This is a genomic window from Actinomycetota bacterium (assembly GCA_005774595.1).
In the GTDB taxonomy this organism is placed as follows: Bacteria; Actinomycetota; Coriobacteriia; order Anaerosomatales; family D1FN1-002; genus D1FN1-002.
In genome coordinates this window covers 1-1,565 of the sequence record VAUM01000395.1, presented here as the reverse complement: position 1 = coordinate 1,565, position 1,565 = coordinate 1, and the positions used below count along the sequence as shown (strand labels likewise).

At 69.3% G+C, this 1,565-nt stretch carries 3 protein-coding genes; all 3 read right to left on the bottom strand.

Features of this window, described 5'->3' with window-relative positions; translation table 11 throughout:
- Positions 1-673, bottom strand: a 673-nt coding sequence (locus tag FDZ70_10450) for a hypothetical protein (GenBank protein ID TLM66513.1), incomplete at its 3' end; no start/stop codon positions are given.
- Between the two features lie 104 nt (positions 674-777).
- Complete coding sequence (locus FDZ70_10445; protein ID TLM66512.1) at positions 778-1,278, bottom strand: 3-isopropylmalate dehydratase small subunit; 501 nt, start codon at positions 1,276-1,278, stop codon at positions 778-780.
- Between the two features lie 12 nt (positions 1,279-1,290).
- Positions 1,291-1,565: 3-isopropylmalate dehydratase large subunit (locus tag FDZ70_10440; GenBank protein ID TLM66511.1), on the bottom strand; the 275-nt coding region annotated here is incomplete at its 5' end.

The following is a 1,565-nucleotide window of genomic DNA, read 5'->3' as shown; positions in this document are numbered from 1 at the left end:
CCGCCGGCACGGCCTTCGGCTTCGCGCCCTTCGCGGGCTTGCGCTTCGGCCTCAGCTGCGCGATCCGCTTCGCGCGCCGGGCGACACCGCGGTCCGGGTCCGTCACGTCATTCTCGAACAGCTCGGCCGCGGCCCACTTGACCTCGTCGCCTGCGGCGCCCTCGACCAGCGTCACGACGCCGGCGAGCATCGGACCGTACTCCGGATCGCCGTGGTACGCGCGCGATGCCTCGGCGAGAAGCGGCCAGATCTTCGCGGCGCGGGTCTCGGTCGTGGCGCCCCAAGCGGCCAGCATCCGGCACGCGGAGGTGCGCACCACCGACGACTCCTCGTCGTGCATGCACTCGATCGCATCAGACAGCGCCTTCTCGACCAAGCGCGTGTCGACGGCGACCATCTCGGTCAGCACGTCGAGCGTCTCCCAGCGCGTGCGGGCCTCGGGCCTCAGCAGCGCGTCGATGAACTCGGTGCCGTGCGGCTGGAGCAGCCTCGGCTCGGAGCACGCGACGTCGTGGAGCACCTCGGCCGCGAGCGACCGCTGCGCGCGGTCCTCGCCGGACAGCGCGGCGACCAGCTGCTTGAGCAGCTTCTTGTCCTTCAGTGCACGCTGGCCGAGTTCGGCCTTGTCTCCGCCGATGGGCTCGGGCGGGACGGACTTCTTCGTTGCGCTCATGCACACTCCCCCGGCTTCTCGGCGCCGTGGTGACTATTCCTCACTCGGCCACGGCGTCCCTGCCGCGCAGTATCGGCAGACGCGCCCCGCGAGTGGAGTGGTTCCTACAGGTTGAACCCGCCGTGCTTCTTGAAGTGCTCGACCAGCCCGCCATCGGCGAGCAGCTGCGCCATCACCGGCGGCAGCGGCGGGAACGGGGTCTCCGTGCCCTTGGTGAGGTTGCGCACGACGCCCGCCTCCAGGTCGAGCGCGAGCTCGTCGCCGTCGTCGATGAGGTCCGTATCACACTCGACCACCGGCAGGCCGGTGTTGATGGCGTTGCGGTAGAAGATGCGCGCGAAGCTCTTCGCCAGCACCGCGCGCGTGTTGCTGTGGATCAGCACCAGCGGCGCCTGCTCGCGGCTCGACCCCATGCCGAAGTTCGTGCCGGCGACGAGGAACCCGCCCTCCGGGTGCACCTTGGCGTAGTAGTCGGGGTCGAGCTCCTCCATCGCGTGGACGGCCATGGCCTCCATGTCGGCGGACTTGAACTTGTACTTGCCCGAGATGATGTAGTCCGTGTTGATATCGTCGCCGTACTTGAACGCCTTCGCGCGTGTCTCCATCGGGACCGCCTCCTACTCGAAGTACTTCCGCGGGTCGGTGATGACGCCTTCGATCACCGACGCGGCGACGGTCGCAGGGCTGCCGAGGTAGATGAACGCGCTGCTGTTGCCCATGCGGCCCTTGAAGTTGCGGTTGGCGGTGCTGATGACGTTCTCGCCGTCGCTCGGCACGCCGTTGTGCGTGCCCACGCACGGGCCGCAGCCCGGCGTGACCAGCGCGGCGCCGGCCTCGACGAGCGTCTGTATGTGGCCGGCCGCGATGGCGTCGAGCAGGATCGCGCGCGACG

Coding starts and splice junctions, on each gene's coding strand:
- FDZ70_10445 (TLM66512.1), bottom strand. CDS start 1,278: ATGGAGACACGCGCGAAGGCGTTCAAGTACGGCGACGATATCAACACG.